Origin of the sequence: Bradyrhizobium sp. Ce-3 (assembly GCF_022835695.1) — a bacterium.
Taxonomy (GTDB): Bacteria; Pseudomonadota; Alphaproteobacteria; order Rhizobiales; family Xanthobacteraceae; genus Bradyrhizobium.
Window position 1 is genome coordinate 1 of the sequence record NZ_BQUV01000014.1, and the last position, 20,989, is coordinate 20,989.

Here is a 20,989-nt window from a genome sequence, read left to right on the forward strand (position 1 = left end):
ATATATGAATGTATTTCTGTTTATCTCATTATGATTTTTTTTTTTACAAGCAGAAGACGGCATACGAGCTAGGAGTCCGTCTCGTGGGTTCGGGCGGTCTGGTATTGGCCTCCGGCGGTCTTGGATTGGCACGACGCAGCGCATCGCTGCTGCGGGCGCCGCCGCCGGGGCGCGAGGCCTCGCGGGCGCGCTGTGCGGCCTCGGACTCGACCTTGCGAACCGCCTCTTCCAGCGACAGCCGTTCGCGGGTGATCTCGGATTCGGAGAGCGGCGGCTGCACGCCGCGGAGCTGCTGGATCAACGCCGTGCGCGCCCGCGCATACAGCGCGCGGCGGGCTTCGCCGGGAGCGTTGGGGTCCAATCCGGCGATGGCGCGGGCGATCAGCGGGTAGTAGTCAGCCATTTCCACACAATTGGTGGGATATAGGTAATATCCCGTTAAGCCTCGAACGGATTCTGTACCAGAATAGTATCTTCACGTTCCGGGCTGGTGGACAGCAGGGTGACCGGGCACCCCACCAGTTCCTCGACCCGGCGGACATACTTGATGGCCTGGGCCGGCAGGTCCGCCCAGGACCGCGCATTGGCGGTCGGCTGTTTCCAGCCCTCGATGATCTCGTAGATCGGCTCGATGCGGGCCTGCGCGCCCTCGCCGGCCGGCAGATGGTCGATTTCCTTGCCGTCGAGCTTGTAGCCGATGCAGACCTTGATGCTGTCGAACCCGTCGAGAATATCGAGCTTGGTCAGCGCCAGCCCGGCAATTCCGCAGGTCCGGACAGTCTGTCGCACCAGCATGGCGTCGAACCAGCCGACCCGGCGCTTGCGCCCGGTGTTGACGCCGAATTCCTTGCCGCGGCGGCCGATTTCCTCGCCGATCTCGTCGTTCAGCTCGGTCGGGAACGGGCCCTGGCCGACCCGGGTGGTGTAAGCCTTGCAGATGCCCAAGACATAGCCGACCGCGCCCGGACCCATGCCGGTGCCGGTCGCGGCCTGCGCCGCCACCGTGTTGGACGACGTCACATAGGGATAGGTGCCGTGATCGACGTCGAGCAGCGCGCCCTGCGCGCCCTCGAACAGGATGCGCTTGCCCTCGCGGCGCTTGATGTCGAGCAGCCGCCACACCGTCTCGGCATAGGGCAGCAGCTTCGGCGCCAGCGCCGTGAGTTCGGTCAGGATGGTCCTGCCGTCGATCTCCGCCAGATTGTTGCCGCGGCGCAGTGCATTGTGGTGCGCCAGCAGGCGTTCGATCTTGTGCGGCAGGGTGCCGAGATCGGCGAGGTCCATCAGGCGGATGGCGCGGCGGCCGACCTTGTCCTCATAGGCCGGGCCGATGCCGCGGCGGGTGGTGCCGATCGAGGTGATGGCGTTGGAGGATTCGCGAAGCGAGTCGAGCTCGCGATGCAGCGGCAGGATCAGCGTGACGTTCTCGGCGATCCGCAGATTGTCCGGTCCGACCGCAACGCCCTGCCCCTTCAGCTTGGCGACCTCGTCGAGGAAGGCCTGCGGGTCGAACACCACGCCATTGCCGATCACCGCCAGCTTGTTCGGGCGCAGCACGCCGGAGGGCAGCAACGCCAGCTTGTAGGTCTCGCCATTGATCACGAGGGTATGGCCGGCATTGTGGCCGCCCTGGAAGCGCACGACGATGTCGGCCTGTTCCGACAGCCAGTCGACGATCTTGCCCTTCCCCTCGTCACCCCACTGGGCGCCGACGACGACAACATTGGCCATTGCGAAGATGTTCCCTTCAGGTGTTTCAGAGACCATGATCGCGGCGAAAACGCGTCCGCCCACACGACCATGCAGTGATATGCCCAGCCAAATCGCGGCGCCCGGCCGCGCACACGCAAGGCGCCTACCGGATAACGGAAGCGGGTCGGCTGCGCAAGCAAGAAGGGGGTCATTTACGCCTTTTAGACGAGCTACAACCCTTTGATATCCCCTGAAAATTCCACGCCGCGCCCGGCCGCGCCGGGCTGGCGAGAATTTAATGTTGGCCGGTATGAGGCTGGCCGTAGGGCCGATTGATCGGACGGCCCATTGCGGCGATCATTCAGCCGTATCAACCGGCGGGGTCCATGCCCAATTCGACACAAGCAACGATGGCGCTGCGCAAGCTCGGCATTGCCTTCAAGCTCCACACCTATGTCTACGATTCCAGCGCCGAGAGCATCGGGCTGCAGGCGGCGGAGGCGCTCGGCGTCGACCCGAACCGGATGCTGAAGACGCTGATGGCGGAGGTCGACGGCAAGCCGGTCTGCGCCGTGGTGCCGTCCGACTGCGAGGTCAGCATGAAGAAGCTTGCCGCAGCGCTCGGCGGCAAGTCGGCGAAGATGATGCGCCCGGCCGATGCCGAGCGGCTGACCGGCTACCATGTCGGCGGCATCAGCCCGTTCGGCCAGAAGAAGAAGGTGCCGACCGCGATCGACGAGACCGCGCTCACCCATGTCACCGTGTTCGTCAATGGCGGCCAGCGCGGCCTGCAGATCGAGATCGATCCGAACGACGCCGCGCTTGCCGCCGGCGCCGCGATGAAGGCGCTGGTGGCGACGCAGGACTAACCCGGTGCCTGATCCGACGACTGACCGGTACGATCAGTGCGCGGACTTGTCCCGCGCGAACTCCGCGCCGACGAAGTCGGACAGGCCGGTCAATTCCTCCGCCGAAATATCGTTGACGTTGAGCCGCAGCTGCATGATCGCAAGGTCGAGCAGATGCGCGGCAAAGCTTGCGCCCGCCGCCGTCACGATGCTGCGCTGCTCGATCAAGACAGCGATGACGTCACGCAAACTGCGCACTTGCACTTGATCCATGGCCCTCTGCCCGATGCTGGCCGTTGTAATCTGAGTTGTCATTGGGATACCGATTGTAATGTGCTGATGGATGCCGCGCTGGCGGCGGAAATGTACGGCAGTTGTCCGGCTTCCTCGCCAAGATGCAGGACGCGCGGGCGCATTTCGCGGATCTCGATGTCGATCGTCATCGGGGGTGGTACCAACGTCACCGAGGCTTTCGGCCAGGGTGCCGGATTCGGGCTGACGCCGGTGAAGCGATAGGCGGCGGCGATCTCGAGCGCGAGCAATTGCAGCTCGAGCATCGCAACGCCCATCCCGGCGCAGGCGCGCGGACCGGCGCCGAACGGAATGTAGGCGTCGGTGTTGTAGCGCCGCGTCATCAGGAAGCGGTCCGGATCCTCGAAGTGGCGTGGATCGCGCTGCAACTGCCAGGGGCAGAGCAGCAGCGAGGTGCCGACCTTGAGATCGCGCCCGCCGATCGTCACCGGCTGCATCACCTCGCGCGAGAACCACCAGGCGCTGGGATAGAGCCGGCAGACCTCCTTGACCAGCGTCGCGCTGACGTCGGCGCGCCTCACCGCATCGACGCGCAACTCGCCGTCGTCGCCGATGCAGTCGGCGGCCTCGTCCGCGACCTCGTCCATCAGCGCGGGATTGGCCGCCATGTGATAGAGCACCCAGGCGGCGGTCGAGCCGGTGGTGTGGTGGCCGGCCAATAGCAGCGTCAGGATTTCGTCGTGCAGGTCGCGATCGCTGAGGCCGAGCGCCTCGAGGTCGCGCAGCGCGCTGCTCGTGCCGGCGCTGCTGCGCAGCCGCTGCACCACGGTCGACATCGCGAGCTTGGCGCAGATCCGGTTCTGCCGCCTGCGATACCAGGACACCGGTCCGAGCGGCAGCACGCGGAACATCTCGTCGGCGAGATCGTCCTCGATGGTGCCGACCGCCTGCACCAGGGCTTCTTCGTCGCCGGACGAGATCACCTGCGCGCCGAACACCGCGATGCAGATCGTGCGCAGCGCCAGCGTCGCCGTGAAGCGATGCGGATCGAACGAGCCGAGCCGCGCCAGCCGCGCACCGACCGCGCGGATCTCGGCGCACATCTGCGGCAGGTATTTCTCGACGCTGCCCTTGGCCATGTGCTTGTGCAGCACCGCGCGCCGCCGCTTGTGCTCGTCGCCATGCAGCATCAGCGAGCTCTGGCCGAGCACCGGCGACAGCTTCTTGATCAGCCGGCCCTTGCCGATATCGGCTTCCGGCGCCTTCAGGATCGGGCGGATCAGATCCGGGTCATTCACCAGCAGAACCGGCGCGGGCCCCAGATGGAGCGGCACCAGCCCGAGCGGCGCGGCGTTGCCGCGCTCAAGCAGGAATTTGAGCGGGTCGCTCCGAAACGCTCGAACGTCCGAGAACATGTGTGGCATCGTGGATCTCCAATTGCCGTCCAAGGTCGAGGAATTTGGTCAGGCCGGGATTGCCGGCGACATCGAGCGGGATTTCGCCGGCGAGCGCCGTCAGCGGGCGGCCGAACCGGTCGTTGCCGATCACCTGCGGCGGGCCGTAGCGATGGGTGTGGATGCCCATCCGGGCGAGGAAGCGCTCATAGGTGAGGTCGGCCAACGCCACCAGCGCCGCCGCGCCGCGCAGCTCGGCGAAGCGAAACATCAGCGCGTAGTTGAAGCGGGCGGCGGATGCGGTGGCGGCCCCCGGCAGCACGCCGAAGCGGCTGATTTCCCAGGCGTCACGGCGGCTTGGAAAGCGGCGCTGCGCCAGCTGCGGGAAGACCGACTTGGTCAGATAGGGATAGTCGGTACGGATGGCCCGGAAGCCGCCGATCAGCTCGGAGCCGAGAAACAGCAGGCAGTGCTCGGTATACCAGGCGTCGAACTGGTCACGTTCGACCTCGCCGGTGGTGCTCAGCAGCCAGCCGCAATGGTCGACAAACAGCCGCTTGCGCAGCCTGAGCATCGCCTGAACATGTGCCGGATAGCGCTCTTCGGTCGTGACGAGCGCATGGTATTCCCCCCAAAGGTGCGACATTCCCTCGCCTCCAGATGTCGCCGGCATCTGGGACAAAAAGGCTTAATTGTGGTACCCCCGGAAACCGGGGGTTTTAGTCAATGATTTTGGCAGAAGCGATTTCCAGCATCGAGGCGTCGGGTACGATCGACGAGCTTCGGCGGTCGCTGCACCGGGCCATCCAGGACTACGGATTCTCCAGCTTCGCGTTCATCGATGCCGGCCGGCCGGAGCTCGACCTGCCCTACCATACCGGCACCTACAACCCGGCATGGGAGCGCGCCTACATCCAGAACGACTTCGTCCATTCCGATCCGGCGCTGACGCGGGTGCGGCGAACCAACACGCCGTTTCACTGGGGCGAGCTGAAGCTGCCGGAGCGGCAGGGCCGCAAGCGTCCGCCGGAGTTGAAGATGATGGAGGCCGCGCGCGATCACGGCTTCCGCCAGGGTTTTGTGGTGCCCTTCCACTATCGCGACCGGCTCGGCGCGGTGCATTCGAGCTCGACGGTGTTCTTCTGGGAGGACGAGCCGCGCGACTTCGACAGGCTGTTCATCTGCCACCGGCATGAACTGCATCTGTTGATGATCTACTGGGTGCAGCGGGCGATGGACATCGTCAACCGCGACCATCGCAACGCGCCGACCATCCTGAAGCCGGCCGACGCCGCCGAAACCATCAAGCTCACCGGGCGGGAAAAGGAAGTGATCGCCTGGGCGGCGCGCGGCAAGACCGTGGCCGACACCGCGCAGATCCTCGGCATTTCGCCGGAGACCGTGGAAGGCTTCATCAAGCAGGCGCTGCGCAAGCTCGAGGCCTCCAACAAGACCCACGGGGTGGCCAAGAGCATCGCGCTCGGGATCATCGACCTGTGAGCGGCGCCGCGGCACCATCGCGGCACGCCCGCAACCAGCTCCGCGCCGACGACCTCGTTGCGCGAACGGCGAACGCGGGGATCTGTGGTGAAGTCACATATCGGGGTTGGATTGATCCCGCCGGTCGCGCCCTGATTGCATTCGCGCACGGTCTTGCTAATAAGGTTGAGGCGGACGGGGCTCGTCTGGACGCACCATGAGCACATCGCAGGACGACCAGATCGATCAACTGGTGCAGGCGCGCTGGCGCGAGATCGGGCTGTCGCAGGCAGATCTCGCCGAGATCCTGTGCGCCGGAGCCGCCCTGCAGAAGAACGGCGTGAACGGCACGGTGAAGATCGACACCGGCCGCCTGGCGACCGTCGCCGAGATGCTCGGGATCGCCGCCGACATGCTCAATCGCCGCACCGCTGCAAGCGCGCCGGCCCATGGCAGCGGCCCGACCGCGGAATCGCTGCAATCCCTGCTCGAGCTGCGCATGCTGCGGGTGTTCCGCGAGGTGCAGGACCCCGACACCAAGCGGATCCTGATCGAGCTCGCCGAGCAGATCGTCAAGCGCCAGACCGCACCGCCGGACGCCGGCTAATCCTGCTGCATCGCCCCCTTTTGGCCCGGCTGGCACAACTCGTATCGCAGTCTCCGTAAGGGCCCTTCGCGCATGGTCGCGATGCGTCCATCCCCATTGATGGAATGGCGGAATCCGTGTCTGTGACAGGGGCCGGGGAAATCGATACCGGCCCGGCGCAGCCTGCCGGGCGGGCCGCGGCGTCGTGAACCCGGGCCTCATCGAATGTCTGCCTCCGATTCCACCGCAACGCCTGCATCCGGCTCCTGGATCGCCAACCAGCCGTACGTCCTGCTCTGCATCACCGCGATGTGCTGGGCCGGCAATGCGATCGTTGGCCGGCTCGCCGCCGGCCATATCCCGCCGGTGACGCTGTCGTTCCTGCGCTGGTCGGCGGCCTTCCTGATCATCCTGCCGTTCGCCTGGAAGCACCTGGTCCGCGACTGGTCCGCGATCCGCAACAATCTCGGCATCATGATGCTGCTGTCGATCACCGGCATCAGCGCCTTCAACACACTGCAATACTGGGCGCTCGAGCACACCCAGGCGCTCAACACGCTGCTGCTGCAATCGGCGGCGCCGCTGGTGGTGGCGCTGTGGTCGCTGATCCTGCTCGGCACGCGGCTGACGCTGGCGCAGCTCTGCGGCGTGCTGCTGTCGCTGTGCGGCGTGCTTGTCATCCTGCTGCATGGCGATCTCACGACGCTGTCGAAGATCGACTTCAACAAGGGCGATCTGATCTTCACCGTCGCGCTGGTGATCTTCGCGCTGTATTCGGTGCTGACCCTGAAGCGGCCCAGCATCCACGGCCTGTCGGTTGCGGCCTTCACCTTCGGCTGCGGCGCGCTGTTCCTGATCCCGTTCTTCGTCTGGGAGCTCGGCGCGCGTCCGGTGATGCAGCTCACGACCAGCAACCTGCTGTCGCTGTTCTATGTCGCGGTGTTTCCCTCGACATTGGCCTATCTGTGCTTCAACCGCGGTGTGCAGCTGATCGGCGCCAACCGCGCCGCGCCGTTCTTCCATATGGTTCCGGTGTTCGGAACCATCATGTCGATCGTGTTCATCGGCGAGCATCCGCAGCCCTTCCATTTCATCGGCTTCGCGCTGGTGCTGGCCGGCGTGTTCGCGGCGTCGCGCAAGCAATCGGCCTGATCCCGCCGCCCACCGCAAGGTGCGGTGACTATCGGCGGCAAATCCGCTATCTCTTGAGGCTGTTTCGCGGACAGGTCCCAAACGCATGGCGCGCGCCAGCAATCTCGTGATCGGCACCCTGACGCTGGCCTTGATCGCCGGCTCGCTCGGCGGCTGGCTGGGCTATCAGCGCTATGCCGGCATCAAGCGGATGGTGCCGTTCCGCGTCGTGTTCGAGGGCTCGGCCTCGGGCCTGCGCCGCGGCGCCAGCGTCAACTTCGCAGGCGTGCGGATCGGCGAGGTGGTCTCGATCCGGCTCGACCGCCACCGCGTGGTGGCGATGACGCGGATCGAGGGCAACGCCCCGATCAGGAAAGACACTCAGGCCGGGCTTGAATTCCAGGGCCTGACCGGGATCGCCTCGATCTCCTTCACCGGCGGCACCGACGATGCGCCGCCGCCTGTGGTCGGCGCGGACGGCATTCCCGAGCTGACCGCCGACGCCGAAGGCACCATGGACATCCAGGAGAAGCTGCGCGTCGCGCTGCGCAATGTCGACCGCGTCATCACCGAGAACGAGGCCGACATCAAGGACTCGCTGCTCGGGCTCGAGAACTTCACCAACTCGCTGTCCGGCAATGGCGAGCTGATCGCCGGCTTCATCGACGCCGCCGACGACGGCATCAGCGCGGTCGATGCCAAGATGACATCGGCCGACAAGTTCCTGAAGAGCTTCGGCAGCGACAAATATGGCGGCGAGCTGCTGCCGACCGTGATCTCGCTGCGCGAGCTGATCCAGAGCTTCGACAAGAAATCCGGCGTCATGATCGCCGAGACCCGCAAGACGCTCAGCGACGTCAGCCAGTCGGTCAACGCGTTCAACGCAAAAATTGCCGGGCCCGCCGCCAGGCGCTAAGGCATCTCAGCGCGCTTCAGCCCTGTGTTGAACCATGATCTCCGCGCAACGCGTTCCGCGTTTGCCGTGAGGCAAAACCGCTTCGCACTTGTCCGGTTCGTGCTCTAGACTGCCGGTGTCAAGAACCAAGAACAACGGAAACGCCCGACGTGCACGACCGGACCGCAGCCCTTTCCCCGCCTCCCGCAACCGTCAACCGCGCAGCCCCCGCGGTGCCCCCGCATCTGCGGCGCTATCTTACGCTCGACGATTTCGAGCCGCAGGCGCGGCGGCTGCTGCCGAAATTCCTCTACGGCTACATCTCCGGCGGCGCCGAGACCGACACCGCCCGAACTGACAATCGCCGGGCGTTCGACGAATACGGCTTCGTGCCGCGCGTCTTGAAGGACGTCTCCGGCCGCGACCAGACCACGACGCTGTTCGGCAAGAACTACGCCGCGCCGTTCGGGATTCCACCGATGGGCTCGTCGGCGCTGTGCGCCTATCGCGGCGACATCGTGCTGGCGCGCGCCGCTGCTGCCGCCAACGTCCCGATGATCCTGTCGGCCTCCTCGCTGATCACACTGGAGGACGTCCGTGCCGCGAACCCGCAGGCCTGGTACCAGGCCTACCTCGCCGGCCTCCCCGAGCGGATCGAGCCGCTGGTCGATCGCGTCGCAGCGGCCGGCTACGACACCTTCGTCGTCACCGCCGACGTGCCGGTGCCGCCCAACCGCGAGAACAACATCCGCAACGGCTTCCAGGTGCCGCTCGAGATCACGCCGCGGGTGTTCTGGGACACCATCACCCATCCGGACTGGCTGCTCAACACCTGGGCGCGCACCGTGTTCAACCACGGCATGCCGCATTTCGAGAACATGGACGCCAAGCAGGGTCCGCCGGTGCTGTCGAAGAATTTGATGCGCAACATCGGCAGCCGCGACCAGCTGGCCTGGAAGCATGTCGAGCTGATCCGCAAGCGCTGGCCCGGCAAGCTCGTGGTCAAGGGGCTGATCTCGCCGGAGGACGCGCGGCTGGCGCGCGAGCATGGCTGCGACGGCGTGATGGTCTCCAACCATGGCGGCCGCCAGCTCGACTACACCGTCTCAGGCTTGCGCACCCTGCCGGAGATCGCTGCGCAGAAGGGCAGCATGACCGTGATGGTCGACGGCGGCATCCGCCGCGGCACCGACGTGATCAAGGCGCTGGCGCTCGGCGCCGATTTCGTCTGGGTCGGCCGGCCGTTCCTCTACGCCGCCGTGGTCGCGGGCGAGGCCGGCGTGTCGCGCGCGATCTCGCTGCTGCATGCCGAGATCGACCGCGACCTCGCGCTGCTCGGCATCCGCAGCCTGAAGGAGATCACCCCCGACCTGGTGCGGAAGTTCTAAAGCGTTTTCAAGCGAAGTGGATACCGGTTCGCGTGAAGAAAACGCGTCACAACAAGGGTCTAGAGCCCCGTTCCGTTTCCATCGGAACGGGGCTCTAGGTTCACGCATAGCGCGCCGCGCCCATGCAGAGCGCGGTGATCGCGAGCAACCCGGCCGCGATGCGCTGCGCCACCGCCAGCCGCGAGCGTGCGACCGATGGATCACCTGCTCCGTTGCGCAGCTGCCGGACCGCGCCACCACCGACGATGATCTGCACGGCAACCGCGGCTAGTGCCGCGATCGCGCCACCGGCCAAAATCTGCTCCGACAGTGCGAACGAGCCTTCATGGACCAGGCGCCAGAGCGTCGTGCCGGTCACGATCGCAACCGTCGCGGCGCCGATCTGCGGAAACAGCAGCTTCTCGCCGCCGAGGCCGCCGGTGCGCGCCAAAGTGAAGCTGGAGCCGGCCCAAAACACCGATGACAGGACGTGAAGCGACAGGGCTATGATGAGGGCGGTCTGCATGATCGAGCTCCGAACGGCATTGGAAATTAGATATACATAATGTATAATCAACCTGACGAAAGCAAGGCAAACCGATGCCGCCGCGCAGCTATGTGAGCCCGGTCCGCAGCGCCGCGGCCGCCGAGACCCGCGAGCGGGTGATCGAGGCCGCCTCGCGCACGCTGCGCGAAGGCGAGAGCATCGCGCGCTTCTCGCTGGATACGGTGGCGAAGGCGGCCGGCGTGACCCGGCTGACCGTCTACAACCAGTTCGGCTCGCGGCGCGGACTGCTCGAGGCGGTGTTCGACGAGATCGCGCGCCATGGCGGGCTGCATCAGCTGGCCGATGCCATGGCGATGGCCGATCCGCGCGCCGCGCTCGACCGCATGGTCGAGATCTTCTGCGGCTTCTGGAGCCGCGATTCTGCGGTCGGACGCCTGCACGACGCCATGGCGACCGATCCCGAATTCGCCGAGGCCGTGCGCGAGCGCAACGAGCGCCGCCGCCGCGGCCTCACCGGATTGATCGAGCGGATCGCGGGCAAGCATGCGTCACCGCAGGCCCGCAAGGACGCGGTCGACCTGATCTTCGCGCTGACGAGCTATCCGACCTTCGCCTCGCTGAGCGCGGGGCGATCGAAGGACGAGGTCTGCCGTGTGGTGCAGGCGGCCAGCCGCGCGGCGCTTGCGCCGCTCATCAACCCGTCATCCTGACAGGGTGTGACGCTATATCCTCGTCCACTGCTGTCATCGCCCGGCCTGTGCGCAATTGCGCACATGGACCGGGCGACCCAGTACGCCGCGGCCTTTCGGCTCAAACACGACCGTCTCTGGAATACTGGATCACCCGCATGCGCGAGTGATGACACCGAGCAAGCTGAGCAATCCATTCCGTCATCCCGAGAAGCGCGCACGCCTCACGCCGCCCTGAACTTGCTGTAGGCTTCGCGCGTCGCGATGATGACGTGCTCCTCGCAGCCGTTGCGGCGATGCGGGTCGCAGCGGGTTTCGTAGTCGGCCGAGGTCATCATGTCGATGAAGGCAGCGACGCTCGGATAAGTGACCAAAGCGAGATAGTCCCAGCGCTGGCCGGCCGGCTCGCCCAGCGCGACGGTCTCGGCGTTGCCGGTCCACAGCAAGGTGCCGCCGCGCGCCTTGATCATGGGGACGGTGAGCGCGCTGTAGCGCAAATAAGCATCCCAGCCCGAGCCGTCGCCATCGAGCGAGCGCGCGCGAAACCGCATCAGATTGACCATCACCACCGGCGCGTTTTGATCCAGCTCGCCGAGGCCTTTGACGTTCAAGAGATCGACACCCATCACCTGCTCCAAGACCGCGTCGGCCCAACCCGGATCGGTCCGGCCGCAAACATTATGTCACATCGCGGGACTACCCTGAAATGCTGGCAGGCCGTAAGCTCACCACCCGATCTCGGAGGTCAATGCCGTGATGACCCTTCCCGAACTTGCGGCCGACGCGCTCGGCAAATTCCTCGGCGAATACATGCAGCGCCGGTTCGGCTCTTCGCAGACCCAGCTGGTGGAAATGGTGCCCTCGATCGCGCGGATCGCGCTCGAATGCATCGGCAACAGCGACGCGCTCTATCACAATGTCGAGCACACCATGCTGGTGACGCTGGCCGGCCACGACATCCTGCGCGGCCGCGCGCTGCATTCGCACATGAGCGCCGAGGATTATGCCCATGTCATCATCGCCTGCCTCACCCACGACATCGGCTATGTCCGCGGCCTGTTCGATGCCGACGACCAGAACGGCTATCTGGTCGATGCCGACGGCCGCAAGGTGATCCTGCCGCGCGGCTCGTCGGATGCGGGGCTGATGTCCTATCATGTCGATCGCTCCAAGATCTTCGTGATGGAGCGGCTCAAGGGCGTCGCCCTGCTCGACAAGGAGCGCATCGCGCGCGCGATCGAGGGCACGCGCTTTCCGCTCAGCGCCCCTGACGAGGATGAGGATTTCGGCGAAGAGGCCACCCTGCTGCGCGCCGCCGACCTGATCGGCCAGCTCGGCGATCCCCATTACATCCGCAAGGCCAACGCACTGTATCTCGAATTCGAGGAGGCCGGACTGAACCGCCAGCTCGGCTACGATTCGCCGGCCGACCTCGTCGATCGCTATCCGCGCTTCTACTGGGACAGCGTCGCGCCGCATGTCCAGAAGGCGATCCGCCACCTCAACATCACCTCCAGCGGCCGGCAATGGATCGCCAACCTCTACAGCAACGTATTTCGCGCCGAGCGCGACATCTCGCTGTCGGGGCCGCAGAAATAGGCGAGGCGTCGCAGGTCGCGCACAAGAAACTGTGCCTCGTCGTCCCGGCGAAAGCCGGGACGACATCGAGTATGTTGCGTCATCGAGAAGCAGATATTCACGGTCTCTCAGGATGACGGGTTCAGTTATTCTACGGCAGTGAGGCAACCGCGCCGGATTGAACCGCCGCCACGCATGGCTCCAATCCGCTCTTTCGTCTTGTCGCGGCAACGGATTCGGGCACAACATCCGTCAAATAATGACCGCCTTGCCCGCACCTGCCACAACGCCTCGCCGCTCGCCGCTGCACTGGCTCAACAACCAGCCTTATCTGCTGCTCAGCCTGACGTCGCTGTTCTGGGCCGCCAACATCGTGCTGGCGCGCCATGTCGGCAGCCATGTGCCGCCGATCACGCTGACCACGATCCGCTGGTTCGGCGTCTTCCTGATCCTGCTGCCGTTCGCCTGGCCGCATCTGAAGCAGGACTGGCCGAAGCTGCTCGGCGCCCTGCCGCTGATGCTGCTGCTGTCCGCGGTCGGTTTCGCCTTCAACAACGCGATCTCCTACTGGGCGATGCAATATACCGAAGCGCTGAATGCGCTGCTGATCCAGTCGGCGGGTCCGCTGTTCGTGGCGCTGTGGTCGCTGGTCCTGTTCGGCGTCCGGCTGACGCCGGCGCAGCTTGCGGGCATCGCGATCTCGCTGGCCGGCGTGCTGACCATCATCCTGCGCGGCGACTTCTCGGCGCTCGCCAGCATCCGCTTCAACCGGGGCGACATCATGTTCGGCGCCTCGCTGGTGTCGTTCGGGCTGTATTCGGCGCTGATCCCGCGGCGGCCGAAGATCCATCAGCTCTCGCTGATCTCGTTCACCACCTGCTGCGGCGCGCTGATGCTGCTGCCGGCTGCGGTCTGGGAATTCGCCAATGGCGTGACGTTGAAGTTCGACGTTCTGACCATGGCCACGCTGGTCTATGTGCTGATCTTCCCGTCCACGCTCGCCTATCTGTTCTTCAACCGCGGCGTCGCATTGATCGGCCCGAACCGGGCCGCGCCGTTCTTCCATCTGGTGCCGGTGTTCGGCTCGGCGATGGCGATCCTGCTGCTCGGCGAGACGCTCGCGCCGTTCCATTTGATCGGCTACGCGCTGGTGCTCGCCGGCGTCATCATCGCCTCGCGGCAAGGATCGGCCAAGGGCTCGGCGAAGCCCGGCTGACGCGGAAAACGGCTAGCCGACCCTGCGCAAGCCGGCGGATTTGCGCGGCGAATGCGGCTTTGCCGCCAGCGCGTCGGTGATGAAGTCGATGAACCGTCTCACCTTGGCCGGCACGTGGCTGCGCGAGGCGTAATAGACGTAGAGCGGAAAACGCTCGTCGGGCCAGTCGGGAAACAGCTCGATCAGCGCGCCGCTCCGCAGATGATCGTCGAGGCCGAGATCGATCACCTGCGCGACGCCGAAGCCGGCCAGGCAGGCGCCGAGCTTGGTTCCTGAATCGGTCACGGTCAGCCGCCCGTTGACCGCGACCGGCACGACCTCGCCGCCGCGCCAAAACTCCCAATCGAAGGGACGCCCGGTCCCCGCGTCGATGGCCAGGATGCATTGGTGGTCGCGGCTCGCCAGCTCCCGCGGATCACGCGGCCGGCCGTGGCGTTCGAGATAGATCGGCGAGGCCACGGTGAGCACGCGCGGCGCGAGGACGCGGCGCGCAATCAGGGCCGACGGCGCCGGCTCGCCGAAACGCACCGCGAGATCAAAACCGTCGCTGACCAGATCCGCGATCCGGTCGCGGGTCTCGATGCGCAGCTCCATGCCCGGATTCTGCAGCAGGAATTCGCTCAGCTTCGGCGACAGCACCATGCGGGAGAACAGCGGGTCGACATTGACCCGCAGCCGGCCGCGGACCGCATCGCGCGACTTCGCGGTCTCCGCCGCCGCCTCGCCGATGCCGGCCAGATGCGCGGCAACCCGCTCGACCAGCGCGCGCCCTTCCTCGGTGAGCTCGACGGCGCGGCTGGTGCGGTGAACCAGCCTGGCATCGAGACGCGCCTCGAGCTTGGCGATCGCCTTGCTGACCCCGGATTGCGTCATGCCGAGCCGCTCAGCCGCTTTGCCGAAACTGCGCGCGTCCGCAACCGCCGCGAGGACCACAAGCCCGCCGACCAGCCGACTGTCTACTTCGTCCATGCCGATGCCTCTCGGTCATCCAAGAGATGACCGCCCAGTCGTAGCACTCCGCCGGCATATCGGCCACTGTCGGCGCAGATCACCGGTTCGATCCGGTGAGGTCACCGCGACATCATCGCCTAAGGAGATATTGCAATGAGCGACATCCAGGCCATCGCAGCCGCGATCGATGGATATTTCGACCTGATGTATGACGTCGACGACAGCCGGTACCGCGACGTGTTCTCCGACGCCTCGATCGTGCACGGCATCCGGGACGGCAAGCACACGGTGCGGTCGGCCGCGGAATTCCGCGACTTCATCCGCAGCCGTCCCTCGCCGGCATCGATGAAATCGCCGCGCGACGAGGCGATCATCAGCATCGACCAGACCGCGCCCGATCTGGCCATCGCCAAGGTGCGCGTCAGGGCCGGCCAGACCGGTTTCATCGACCATCTGGTGTTCCACCGGATCGACGGCAGGTGGCTGATCACCACCAAGGCGTTTCACGTCGCGCAGGTCTTCCCGGCGGGATCGTAGCGTCCGCCGCGGTCGATTTTCGGAATATTAGAAATATGGCACTGAGTTGCCCGACATGTCAAGTCGGCTGGTCGTAAGGCCGACCCGCGCGCCGGCTACTGTGCATGGGGTTGTTTTCGATATTTTGGCCGCGCGCTCCTGCGAAGCCCGCCAATTCCGTCATCCCCGCGTAAAGGCTTCGCCTTTGCGCGGGGGATGACGGGGACGAGAAATCGTAGGGTGGGTTGCGCTTCGCCAGCGAACCCACCCGACGCGATCCGTTACGCCGCGCGGACCTTCTGCAGGAACTCGTCGACCGCGTTGCGCAGCATGCCCGATTGGGTGTCGAGCTCGCGCGCGTTCGACAGCACGTCACCCGCCGCGGTGCCGGTGGCGGCGGCCGCGGTGGTGACGCCGCCGATATGGGCCGAGATCTCGCTCGAGCCGGCCGCGACCTGCTGAATGTTACGCGCGATTTCGCGCGTCGCATCGCCCTGCTGGTCGATCGCGGTCGAGATCGAGGCCGTGATCTCGCTCATCTGCGCGATGGTCGCGGTGATGCCGCCGATCGAGGTCACCGCCTCGCCGGTGGACGCCTGCATCGCGGCGACCTGCGCCGAGATCTCCTCGGTCGCCTTGGCGGTCTGGTTGGCCAGCGCCTTCACCTCGGAGGCGACCACCGCGAAGCCGCGGCCGGATTCGCCGGCGCGCGCCGCCTCGATGGTGGCGTTGAGCGCGAGCAGGTTGGTTTGGGCCGCAATCGAATGGATCAGCTTGACCACTTCGCCGATCTTCTCGGCGCCGGTGGAGAGCGCCTGCACGGTGGCGTTGGTGCGCTCGGCATCGGCCACCGCCTGGCTTGCGACCTCGCTGGAACGCGCCACCTGGCGGGAGATTTCCGCAACCGAGCTGGAGAGCTCTTCGGCCGCCGCGGCGACGGTGCCGACATTGTTGGATGCGCTATCGGAGGCAGCGCCCACCGTCGCGGCGCGCGCGCTGGCGTCGCTGGCGGTCGCGGTCATCGACTGCGCCGTGGTCTGCATGCCGGCGGCGGCGGAAGCCACCGTGCGGACGATGCCGTTGACGCTGCGCTCGAAATCGCTGGCAAGGCCCTGCATCGCGCTGCGGCGATCGGCGGTGGCGCGCGCCTGGGTCTCGGCCTCGGCCTGCTCGAGGCCGCGGATGCGGATCGCATTGTCCTTGAAGACCTGGACGGTTGCCGCCATCCCGCCGACCTCGTCGCCACGGCCGACGCCGGGAATGTCACCGTCGAGCTTGCCGTCCGCGATGTCGCGCATGCGCGCACCGAGCAGGTTCAGCGGCCGGGAGATGCTGCGCCCGATCAGCCAGGCGACCGAACTCGAGATGACGCCGATGCCGATGATCGCGAGCCCGAGCAGCCACGCAATGGGACGCATCTTGGCGTCGATATCGTCGAGATAGGCGCCGGTGCCGAGATACATATCGAAGCCGGGCACTGCGACCGCGTAGCCGAGCTTGCGGATCGGCGTCTCCTGGCCGGGCTTCACGTATTCATAGAACAGCAGGATATCGCCATTGGCCTTCACGCCGTTCATCAGTTCCCAGGACAGCTTGCGGCCGTTGGTCACGACGTCCATGCGGTTGGTGCCGACCTGCTTCGGATCGGGCGCCAGCACCGTGATGCCGTTGTAGTCGGTGCCGAACAGATAGCCGGCGCCGTTATCGTAGGTCATCGCGTTGCCGCGCTTGCCCAACTCGGCGATTGCCGCTTCCTTGGTCATCTTTCCGGCGTCGACGTCCTTCTTCAGGCTCGCCGCCATGTTCTTCGCCATCTCGACCATCGACTTGGCCTGGTCGATGCGAGCATTTGTCATCTCACGCTGCATCAAATGACCGGCGAGGATGCCGGCCGTGCACAGACCGAGGAGGGTCACCCCCACCAGAATGCCGAGCTTGGGGGTGATCTTCAGATTTGACAGCTTCACGGGGATCTCCAGGAGAGGCGGGGAACGCGACGCGATGGGCGGATTGATTCCGTTCACCGTAATGTGAGACCCTTTACCCGATGGTTACGGCGGTTCCCCGTAGAAGCCCGGAGAATCGGGCCGCGGACCAACCGGCAATTGTGGAGAGACCGGCACAGCTCGCGTAGAAGTATGGGACGGCGGTGATGCAAGCCGCGCTCCAAGAATCAAGAAGACCAAGCAACAAGACCAAGAAACAAACCAGCAAGAAGCAAGAACAGAAGACCTCACATCGGGAGCAGACAATGTCGAAATTCAGGGTGGTGACGCCGAAGGGCGCGAGCTTCACGGTCGCCGGCGGCGGCTACGATTATGAGCGGGAGGCGCTCGATCCGATCGGCGCGGAGATCGTCGAGGCGCCGGCCAACGAGGCCGAATTCATCGCCGCGGCGCGGACCGCGGACGCGATCTACGCCAAGGGCATGCCGATCACCAAGGCGGTGATCGATGCGCTCGAGAACTGCAAGGTGATCACGCTCGGCAGCGTCGGCGTCGACTCGGTCGACGTCAAGGCCGCGACCGCCCGCGGCATCCCCGTCACCAACATCCCCGATACCTTCATCGAGGAGGTCGCCGACCACGCCATGATGCTGCTGCTCGCCGGCTTCCGCCGCCTGGTCGAGCAGGACAAGATGGTGCGTACCGGCCGCTGGGCCGAAGGCCGCCCGGCGCTCTTGAAGATTCCGCGGCTGATGGGCCAGACGCTCGGCTTCATCTCGTTCGGCCGCGTCGCCCGCGCGGTGGCCAAGCGCGCCGCGCCGTTCGGCCTCCGGATGATGGCCTACGATCCGTTCATCCAGGAAACCCTGATGTACGACCACGGCGTGATTCCCTCGACGCTGTCGGAGGTGTTGTCGCAGTCGGACTTCGTCTCGATGCACGCCCCGGCGCGGCCCGAGGTCCACCACATGCTGACCGAGAAGCATTTTCGCCAGATGAAGAAGTCGGCCGTCTTCATCAACACCGGCCGCGGCGCCACCGTCGACGAGGAATCCTTGATCAAGGCGCTGCAGGAGGGCTGGATCGCCCATGCCGCGCTCGACGTGCTGGAAAAGGAACCGCCGTCGCACAACAACCCGATGCTCGGGATGGACAATGTTACCTTGACCGCCCACGTCGCCTCGGCATCGGCACGTTTTGACGAAGCGCGCAAGCGTCGCGTGGGCTACGAATTGTCACTAGTGCTGCAAGGCATGTGGCCGGTAAGCTGCGTCAACCCGTCGGTGCTGCAAAACACCGCGCTGCGCCGCTGGCAGCCCGTCAGCATGGATCGCGGTCCGAACAGCTAGGCGGACGCCGCGCGTCGCGCGAAGGCCCGTGTCGCTGATGATACGGGCCCTCGAGCGCGGGCGTCGAGACGACAAGACCCTTCACCGGCGGCCAACGCCGGGAAGGAACAATAAAAGCAGGGAGTGCAAACGACATGACGTACGAGGTCACGCGTCGCGATGCGCTGGCGCTGGGAGCTTCCGCGGCGGCGCTGGCGGTCACCGGCGCTTCGGCGCAGGAAGCGTCGAAGGTCAAGGCTGCCGACGTGGCAGCGCCGTCGCTGCCGATCGAAAAGGGCGCGACCTTGCGCATGTTGCGGCCGGTGCGCTTCGTCCAGGCCGACGAAGACGTGTTCCGCGCCAATGCCAAGAAGTTCACCGACAAGACCGGCGTCGAGATCAAGGTCGACTTCGTCGGCTGGGAGGACATCAACCAGCAGACCGCGGTGACCTCGAACTCCGGCGCCGGCCCCGACATCATCATCGGCTTCGGCGACGCGCCGCACATCTATGTCGACAAGCTGATCGAACTGACCGACGTCGCCGACTACCTCGGCAATCGCTACGGCGGCTGGCTGACGCTCGCGCAGCGCTATGGCATGCGCTCGAAATCGAAGAGCTGGATCGGCCTGCCGTTCGGCGCCTCCGGCGGGCCGCTGGTGTACCGCAAGTCGCTGGTCAATGCCGCCGGCTACGACAAGGTGCCGGATGATCACGCCGGCATTCTCGAGCTCTGCAAGAAGCTGAAGGCAGTCGGCAAGCCGGCCGGCTTTGCGCTCGGCAATGCGGTCGGCGACGGCAACGGCTTCGCCAACTGGCTGTTGTGGTCGCACAACGCCGCGCTGCTGGATGAGGAAGGCAACATCATCGTCAACAGCAAGGAGACGATCGCCGCGCTGAAATATCTGAAGGAACTCTATCCGACCCTCATCGCCGGCACGCCATCCTGGAACGACGTCTCCAACAACCGCGCCTATTCCTCGCAGGAGATCGGCCTCACGGCGAACGGCGTCTCGCTGTACTTCTCGCTGAAGAACGATCCCGCGACCAAGGCGATCGCCGACGACACCGAGCATCAGTTGCTGCCCAAGGGACTGGCGTCGACCTCGCCGATGTCGGGCCTGACGCTGAATGCGATGGTGTTCAAGCACAGCCCCTATGCCAATGCGGCGAAAGCGTTCCTGCAATTCATGCTGGAGAAGGAGCAATATGAGCCCTGGCTCAACGCCAACTCCGGCTACTGGTCGCAGCCGCTCGCAGCCTACGCCGATGCTGCGGTGTGGTCGGGCGATCCCAAGGTCGCGATCTTCAGGAACACGATGAAGAGCCCCTATTACAACGGCTACAGGGGGCCGATCTCGACCGCGACCGGTGCCGTCACCGCCGACTATGTGCTGGTGCAGATGTGCGCCTCGGTCGCGACCGATGCCGCAACGCCCGAGGCCGCTGCCGCGGAAGCCGAGCAGCGCGCCAAGCGGTACTTCCGGCGGCAGAACCGATAACGGCCGTCATCGAAACTGGATCAACCGTCATTGCGAGCGGAGCGAAGCAATCCATAGCGCCACAGCGGAGAAATGGATTGCTTCGTCGCTTCGCTCCTCGCAATGACGACAGCGGCGAGCACCGGATGTCTGTAACGACGCTACCTTCGCGAGGACACGCGCTCCGGCAGCCCGGCTGGCTCGCGCGCCTGTTCGACTACAAGCCGTTCCTGATCGTGATGTGCCTCGCGCCCGCGATCGGCCTGCTGCTGGTGTTTCTCACCTATCCGCTCGGGCTCGGCATCTGGCTCGCCTTCACCGACACCACGATCGGCCAGCGCGGCATCTATATCGGGCTCGAGAACTTCCAGTATCTGCTCAAGGATCCCTTGTGGTGGAACGCGGTGTTCTACTCGATCTTCTACACCGCGGTCGCAACCTTCGGAAAGTTCGCGCTCGGCTTCTGGCTGGCGCTGTTGCTCAACAACCACTTCCCGCTCAAGAGCCTGATCCGCGCCATCGTGCTGCTGCCGTGGATCGTGCCGACGGTGCTCTCCGCGCTGGCGTTCTGGTGGATCTACGATCCGCAGTTCTCGATCATCTCCTATCTCTTGGTCGACGTGCTGCATCTGCGCGACAGCAATGTCGACTTCCTCGGCTCGCCCTGGCCGGCGCGGTTCTCGCTGATCGCGGCCAACATCTGGCGCGGCATCCCGTTCGTCGCGATCTCGCTGCTCGCGGGCTTGCAGACCATCTCGCCGTCGCTCTACGAGGCCGCGATGCTCGACGGCGCCACCTCCTGGCAGCGCTTCCGCTACATCACCTTCCCGATGATGATGCCGATTCTCGCGATCGTGATGACGTTCTCGATCATCTTCACCTTCACCGATTTCCAGCTGGTCTACGCCATCACCCGCGGCGGCCCGGTCAACTCGACCCATTTGCTCGCGACGCTGGCGTTCCAGCGCGGCATCGCCGGCGGCGAGCTCGGCGAGGGCGCCGCGATCGCGGTCTCGATGATCCCGTTCCTGGTGTTCGCGACCTTGTTCAGCTACTTCGGCCTCGCGCGCCGCAAATGGCAGCAGGGAGAGGCTAATGACTGAGGTCACCGCCCACTCCACCAACGTCGCCA

Annotated in this window: 21 protein-coding genes; 13 read left to right on the forward strand and 8 right to left on the reverse strand. The window is 65.5% G+C overall.

The genetic code is table 11. The annotated features are described in order from the left end of the window. Positions 1-438: 438 nt before the first annotated feature. Positions 439-1,731, reverse strand: a complete 1,293-nt coding sequence (locus BRSPCE3_RS34425) for an adenylosuccinate synthase (protein ID WP_244071337.1) — start codon at positions 1,729-1,731, stop codon at positions 439-441. Between the two features lie 347 nt (positions 1,732-2,078). Here BRSPCE3_RS34425 and ybaK point away from each other — a divergent pair, with 347 nt between their 5' ends. Then, the gene (gene ybaK, locus BRSPCE3_RS34430) at positions 2,079-2,561 is read left to right on the forward strand and encodes a Cys-tRNA(Pro) deacylase (protein ID WP_244071339.1); all 483 of its coding nucleotides are present in this window, start codon (positions 2,079-2,081) and stop codon (positions 2,559-2,561) included. Between the two features lie 33 nt (positions 2,562-2,594). Here ybaK and BRSPCE3_RS34435 read toward each other — a convergent pair whose 3' ends face one another. From BRSPCE3_RS34435 to BRSPCE3_RS34445, 3 genes are read right to left on the reverse strand one after another with little or no spacing between them, the layout of a single operon-like run. Then, the gene (locus tag BRSPCE3_RS34435) at positions 2,595-2,813 is read right to left on the reverse strand and encodes a hypothetical protein (RefSeq protein WP_244071341.1); all 219 of its coding nucleotides are present in this window, start codon (positions 2,811-2,813) and stop codon (positions 2,595-2,597) included. A gap of 38 nt (positions 2,814-2,851) precedes the next feature. Then, the gene (locus BRSPCE3_RS34440; protein WP_244071343.1) at positions 2,852-4,216 is read right to left on the reverse strand and encodes a cytochrome P450; all 1,365 of its coding nucleotides are present in this window, start codon (positions 4,214-4,216) and stop codon (positions 2,852-2,854) included. After that, positions 4,155-4,832, reverse strand: a complete 678-nt coding sequence (locus tag BRSPCE3_RS34445) for an acyl-homoserine-lactone synthase (protein WP_244071345.1) — start codon at positions 4,830-4,832, stop codon at positions 4,155-4,157. The genes BRSPCE3_RS34440 and BRSPCE3_RS34445 overlap by 62 nt, the downstream gene beginning before the upstream one ends. An 80-nt stretch (positions 4,833-4,912) precedes the next feature. Here BRSPCE3_RS34445 and BRSPCE3_RS34450 point away from each other — a divergent pair, with 80 nt between their 5' ends. From BRSPCE3_RS34450 to BRSPCE3_RS34470, 5 genes are all read left to right on the forward strand, one after another. Then, the gene (locus tag BRSPCE3_RS34450) at positions 4,913-5,686 is read left to right on the forward strand and encodes a LuxR family transcriptional regulator (protein ID WP_244071346.1); all 774 of its coding nucleotides are present in this window, start codon (positions 4,913-4,915) and stop codon (positions 5,684-5,686) included. A 196-nt stretch (positions 5,687-5,882) separates the two neighbouring features. Further along, entirely contained in the window at positions 5,883-6,272 is a 390-nt protein-coding gene (locus tag BRSPCE3_RS34455) for a hypothetical protein (protein WP_244071347.1), read from the forward strand. 204 nt (positions 6,273-6,476) lie between these two features. Continuing rightward, a complete protein-coding gene (locus BRSPCE3_RS34460; RefSeq protein WP_244071350.1) occupies positions 6,477-7,403 on the forward strand; it encodes a DMT family transporter in 927 nt (308 codons plus the stop codon). Between the two features lie 85 nt (positions 7,404-7,488). Then, positions 7,489-8,298 carry an MlaD family protein gene (locus tag BRSPCE3_RS34465; protein WP_244071352.1) on the forward strand — a complete coding sequence of 270 codons (810 nt, stop codon included), beginning with the start codon at positions 7,489-7,491 and terminating at the stop codon, positions 8,296-8,298. A gap of 212 nt (positions 8,299-8,510) precedes the next feature. Next, positions 8,511-9,665, forward strand: a complete 1,155-nt coding sequence (locus BRSPCE3_RS34470; protein ID WP_244071354.1) for an alpha-hydroxy acid oxidase — start codon at positions 8,511-8,513, stop codon at positions 9,663-9,665. Between the two features lie 100 nt (positions 9,666-9,765). On the opposite strand, the gene BRSPCE3_RS34475 is transcribed toward BRSPCE3_RS34470, so the two are convergent. Then, positions 9,766-10,170 carry a hypothetical protein gene (locus BRSPCE3_RS34475; RefSeq protein WP_244071356.1) on the reverse strand — a complete coding sequence of 135 codons (405 nt, stop codon included), beginning with the start codon at positions 10,168-10,170 and terminating at the stop codon, positions 9,766-9,768. Between the two features lie 74 nt (positions 10,171-10,244). Between BRSPCE3_RS34475 and BRSPCE3_RS34480 the strand changes: the two genes are divergently transcribed. Further along, positions 10,245-10,862, forward strand: a complete 618-nt coding sequence (locus tag BRSPCE3_RS34480) for a TetR/AcrR family transcriptional regulator (RefSeq protein ID WP_244071358.1) — start codon at positions 10,245-10,247, stop codon at positions 10,860-10,862. 203 nt (positions 10,863-11,065) lie between these two features. Here BRSPCE3_RS34480 and BRSPCE3_RS34485 read toward each other — a convergent pair whose 3' ends face one another. Continuing rightward, entirely contained in the window at positions 11,066-11,467 is a 402-nt protein-coding gene (locus BRSPCE3_RS34485; protein ID WP_244071360.1) for a DUF1330 domain-containing protein, read from the reverse strand. 127 nt (positions 11,468-11,594) lie between these two features. On the opposite strand from BRSPCE3_RS34485, the gene BRSPCE3_RS34490 reads away from it, so the two are divergent. Both BRSPCE3_RS34490 and BRSPCE3_RS34495 read left to right on the forward strand, forming a co-directional pair. Continuing rightward, positions 11,595-12,440, forward strand: a complete 846-nt coding sequence (locus BRSPCE3_RS34490) for a metal-dependent phosphohydrolase (protein WP_244071362.1) — start codon at positions 11,595-11,597, stop codon at positions 12,438-12,440. Positions 12,441-12,678: 238 nt separating this feature from the next. After that, positions 12,679-13,635: a DMT family transporter gene (locus BRSPCE3_RS34495; RefSeq protein WP_244071364.1), complete on the forward strand. Its 957-nt coding sequence runs from the start codon at positions 12,679-12,681 to the stop codon at positions 13,633-13,635. A gap of 12 nt (positions 13,636-13,647) precedes the next feature. On the opposite strand, the gene BRSPCE3_RS34500 is transcribed toward BRSPCE3_RS34495, so the two are convergent. After that, a complete protein-coding gene (locus BRSPCE3_RS34500; protein ID WP_244071366.1) occupies positions 13,648-14,604 on the reverse strand; it encodes a LysR family transcriptional regulator in 957 nt (318 codons plus the stop codon). Positions 14,605-14,739: 135 nt separating this feature from the next. Between BRSPCE3_RS34500 and BRSPCE3_RS34505 the strand changes: the two genes are divergently transcribed. Further along, positions 14,740-15,123, forward strand: coding sequence for a nuclear transport factor 2 family protein (locus tag BRSPCE3_RS34505; protein WP_244071368.1), 384 nt, complete (start codon positions 14,740-14,742; stop codon positions 15,121-15,123). 260 nt (positions 15,124-15,383) lie between these two features. Here the strand turns inward: BRSPCE3_RS34505 and BRSPCE3_RS34510 are convergent, their stop codons facing one another. Beyond that, positions 15,384-17,069 carry a methyl-accepting chemotaxis protein gene (locus BRSPCE3_RS34510; RefSeq protein ID WP_244071370.1) on the reverse strand — a complete coding sequence of 562 codons (1,686 nt, stop codon included), beginning with the start codon at positions 17,067-17,069 and terminating at the stop codon, positions 15,384-15,386. Positions 17,070-17,353: 284 nt separating this feature from the next. On the opposite strand from BRSPCE3_RS34510, the gene BRSPCE3_RS34515 reads away from it, so the two are divergent. The 3 genes from BRSPCE3_RS34515 (at position 17,354) to BRSPCE3_RS34525 (ending at position 20,960) form a co-directional block, all read left to right on the forward strand. Continuing rightward, positions 17,354-18,397, forward strand: coding sequence for a C-terminal binding protein (locus tag BRSPCE3_RS34515; RefSeq protein ID WP_244071371.1), 1,044 nt, complete (start codon positions 17,354-17,356; stop codon positions 18,395-18,397). A gap of 134 nt (positions 18,398-18,531) precedes the next feature. Beyond that, entirely contained in the window at positions 18,532-19,878 is a 1,347-nt protein-coding gene (locus BRSPCE3_RS34520; protein WP_244071373.1) for an ABC transporter substrate-binding protein, read from the forward strand. Positions 19,879-20,003: 125 nt separating this feature from the next. Then, entirely contained in the window at positions 20,004-20,960 is a 957-nt protein-coding gene (locus BRSPCE3_RS34525) for a carbohydrate ABC transporter permease (RefSeq protein WP_244071375.1), read from the forward strand. Positions 20,961-20,989: the final 29 nt, after the last annotated feature.

Coding starts and splice junctions, on each gene's coding strand:
- BRSPCE3_RS34440 (WP_244071343.1), bottom strand. CDS start 4,216: ATGCCACACATGTTCTCGGACGTTCGAGCGTTTCGGAGCGACCCGCTC.
- BRSPCE3_RS34460 (WP_244071350.1), top strand. CDS start 6,477: ATGTCTGCCTCCGATTCCACCGCAACGCCTGCATCCGGCTCCTGGATC.
- BRSPCE3_RS34435 (WP_244071341.1), bottom strand. CDS start 2,813: ATGGATCAAGTGCAAGTGCGCAGTTTGCGTGACGTCATCGCTGTCTTG.
- BRSPCE3_RS34500 (WP_244071366.1), bottom strand. CDS start 14,604: ATGGACGAAGTAGACAGTCGGCTGGTCGGCGGGCTTGTGGTCCTCGCG.
- BRSPCE3_RS34450 (WP_244071346.1), top strand. CDS start 4,913: ATGATTTTGGCAGAAGCGATTTCCAGCATCGAGGCGTCGGGTACGATC.
- BRSPCE3_RS34465 (WP_244071352.1), top strand. CDS start 7,489: ATGGCGCGCGCCAGCAATCTCGTGATCGGCACCCTGACGCTGGCCTTG.
- BRSPCE3_RS34520 (WP_244071373.1), top strand. CDS start 18,532: ATGACGTACGAGGTCACGCGTCGCGATGCGCTGGCGCTGGGAGCTTCC.
- BRSPCE3_RS34485 (WP_244071360.1), bottom strand. CDS start 11,467: ATGGGTGTCGATCTCTTGAACGTCAAAGGCCTCGGCGAGCTGGATCAA.
- BRSPCE3_RS34505 (WP_244071368.1), top strand. CDS start 14,740: ATGAGCGACATCCAGGCCATCGCAGCCGCGATCGATGGATATTTCGAC.
- BRSPCE3_RS34495 (WP_244071364.1), top strand. CDS start 12,679: ATGACCGCCTTGCCCGCACCTGCCACAACGCCTCGCCGCTCGCCGCTG.
- BRSPCE3_RS34475 (WP_244071356.1), bottom strand. CDS start 10,170: ATGCAGACCGCCCTCATCATAGCCCTGTCGCTTCACGTCCTGTCATCG.
- BRSPCE3_RS34425 (WP_244071337.1), bottom strand. CDS start 1,731: ATGGCCAATGTTGTCGTCGTCGGCGCCCAGTGGGGTGACGAGGGGAAG.
- BRSPCE3_RS34525 (WP_244071375.1), top strand. CDS start 20,004: ATGTCTGTAACGACGCTACCTTCGCGAGGACACGCGCTCCGGCAGCCC.
- BRSPCE3_RS34515 (WP_244071371.1), top strand. CDS start 17,354: ATGTCGAAATTCAGGGTGGTGACGCCGAAGGGCGCGAGCTTCACGGTC.
- BRSPCE3_RS34445 (WP_244071345.1), bottom strand. CDS start 4,832: ATGTCGCACCTTTGGGGGGAATACCATGCGCTCGTCACGACCGAAGAG.
- BRSPCE3_RS34455 (WP_244071347.1), top strand. CDS start 5,883: ATGAGCACATCGCAGGACGACCAGATCGATCAACTGGTGCAGGCGCGC.
- ybaK (WP_244071339.1), top strand. CDS start 2,079: ATGCCCAATTCGACACAAGCAACGATGGCGCTGCGCAAGCTCGGCATT.
- BRSPCE3_RS34480 (WP_244071358.1), top strand. CDS start 10,245: ATGCCGCCGCGCAGCTATGTGAGCCCGGTCCGCAGCGCCGCGGCCGCC.